At 69.2% G+C, this 2,420-nt stretch carries 2 protein-coding genes; both read right to left on the bottom strand.

What is annotated here, in order from left to right; translation table 11 throughout:
* Window positions 1-1,367 (bottom strand): flagellar hook-associated protein FlgK (gene flgK / locus V6M37_RS18130; RefSeq protein ID WP_332675676.1); only part of this gene is annotated, 1,367 nt, incomplete at its 3' end.
* A gap of 89 nt (window positions 1,368-1,456) precedes the next feature.
* A complete protein-coding gene (gene flgJ / locus V6M37_RS18125) occupies window positions 1,457-2,419 on the bottom strand; it encodes a flagellar assembly peptidoglycan hydrolase FlgJ (protein ID WP_442881025.1) in 963 nt (320 codons plus the stop codon).
* Window position 2,420 lies beyond the last annotated feature (1 nt).

The following is a 2,420-nucleotide window of genomic DNA, read 5'->3' as shown; positions in this document are numbered from 1 at the left end:
GCCTGGTACGACTGCTGGTAGCGGATCAGATTCGCCGCTTCCTCGTCGAGATTGACGCCCGACAGCGCCTGCTGCGCGTCGGTCGCCTGCTGCAGTTGCGCCGCCTGCGCCGCTTCGCCGATCTGCACTTCGCGCGTCTTGTTGCCGACGAAACTGACGAGCTGTGAGTACGACGACTGGAACGTCGCGGTGCCGCCGTTCATGACCCGCAAGGATTGCAGGGCCGCGAGCTTCAGCGCGTTCTCGTTGTTGCTTGCGCCGGGGAGCGCGGTACTCGACGCAGCGACGTCGCGCGGATCGCGGATCGCCACCGCGAAGGCGCCCGCCGCCGAGCGCAGGCTGACCGCGTTGCCCGCCATCGCGCTGATGTCGGCGAAAAAGGCGCCGCCCGCGGCCCCGTCGAGATCGATGCCCGCCGCGTGCTGCGTGTTGAATTCGCCCGCGACCGACACGGCGATCTGGCCGAGCTGCGTGCGCGCACTATCGAGCGTCTCGCTGCGGAACTTCAGCAGGCCGCCGAGCTGCCCGCCGGAAAACAGCGAATCGGGCAGCAGCACCGAACCGTTGTCCGGCGTCGTGAGCCGGATCTCGCCACGGAAGGGGTCGGCGGGGACCGACGAATCCGGCGCGACGACGAGCTGCGACACCGCCGAGCCGACGACGAGCGATTGGCCGCTGCCGACGAAGACGCTCAGCGAACCGTCGGATTCGGTGAACGTGCTGACCTTGACGAGCTTGTTCAGCTCGGCGACGAGGTTGTCGCGTTGGTCGAGAAGATCGTTCGCCGGCACCGACGGTCCGCCGACCTGCAGCACGCCGATGCGCTGGTTCATGTCGGCGATCTGGCGCGCGTAGGCGTTGATCGAATCGACCGTGCTGACGATCTGCCCTTCGTTGAGGTCGCGGATCTCGTTCAAGCGCGTGTCGAGCGCATTGAAGCGCGCGGCGAGCGACTCGGCGCTGGAAATCAGCGCCTGCCGCGCGGGAATGCTCGCGGGGTTCGTCGCGACGTCCTGCACGCCGGCGAAGAAGTCGGCGAGCGCCGGCGCCAGGCCGGCGTTCGGGTCGGCGAGCAGGTTGTCGAGTTGCGAGATCTGCGCGCCGTAGGCCGAGAACTCCTCCTTGCGCGCGGACGCGTTCAGCACCTGCTGGCCGAGGAACTGGTCGTACTGGCGGCGGACGCTGTCGACTTTCGAGCCCTGGCCGAAAAAGCCCGCGCCGGAAAACAGCGGATCGTTCGTCGTGATGACGGTCGTCTGGCGGTTGTAGCCCGGGGTGTTCGCGTTCGTGATGTTGTGGCTGGTCGTCAACAGGTTCGCTTGCGCGCTGTTGATTCCCGTCAGACCGATGCCCAGTAGCCCCGCCATGATGCTTTCCCTTTTCCTGCTGCTCTTACGGCATTCCGTAGCAAAACTTCTGCCAGAACCTCCGCGCCCTCAGTCTCTCGCCGCGCGGCTCAGGCGAGCAGCGCCGAGCGCAGCGTCCGGCCGTCGATGATCCGCGCGAGCTTGTCCGCGTACATCGGGTCGGTCGCGTAACCGGCCTGCTGCAGGCTGCGCGCGAAGCCTTTCGCGTCGGTCTGGCCGAGCACCTTCGCGTAGCGCGGGCTCTGCTGCAGCAGGTTCGCGTAGTCGCGGAATGCTTCCTCGTACGACCCGTACGCGCGAAAGCGCGCGATCTCGGTGTGTTTGCGGCCGTTCGCGTATTCGGTGACCGGCACCTCGACGACCGGCCCCTTCCAGTTCGCGCCGGCCTTGATGTTGAAGAGGTTGTAGCTCGGCCGCCCGTCGGCGTGCCGCAGCTCGGCACGGCCCCAGCCGGTTTCGAGCGCCGCCTGCGCGACCACGAAGCGCGCCGGAATGCCGGTTGCGCGGCTCGCCTCGTCGGCCTCGGCCCAGACACGATTGACGAACTCCTGCGGCCGGCCCGGTGTCGCCGCGCGCGCGCGCGTCGCGTCCGCTGCTGCCGTTTGCCCGGCCCGCGGCACCACTCCGGCGACCGCGCCCATCCCCGACGTGCCCGCCGCCCCTCTCGCCGCGGCGCGGCGCGCATACGCTGCGTCGAGCGCCGCGTTCGCCTGCGCGGCGAGTTCGGACGTCGAACCCGGCTCACGGGCGGCGGAAATTGCCGCGTCGCGCGGACGGGCGGCTGGAATTGCCGTGCGCGGCGGCACGGCAGGTCCGCTCCCAGTCGCCGGCGCGGCGGACAACCCGTCCGTTCCGGGCTCGCGCTTCTCCGCCACGTCGCCGCCCAGTTGCCGGTAGATCACGTCCGCGAGCCCGACGCCGCGGCCCTGCGCGAGGTTCGTCGACATCTGCTGGTCCTGCAGCGACTGGAAGAGCCGCGTCTGGTCGGTGTCGAGCACGCCGTTCGACGGCACCGCGTCGCGCATCGACTTCATCACCATCTGCAGGAACAGC

The sequence above is a fragment of the Aromatoleum sp. genome, from assembly GCF_036675785.1.
Classification (GTDB): Bacteria; Pseudomonadota; Gammaproteobacteria; order Burkholderiales; family Rhodocyclaceae; genus Aromatoleum.
Note: the sequence above shows the minus strand (reverse complement) of the source record. Positions and strands in the feature narration are given on the sequence as shown.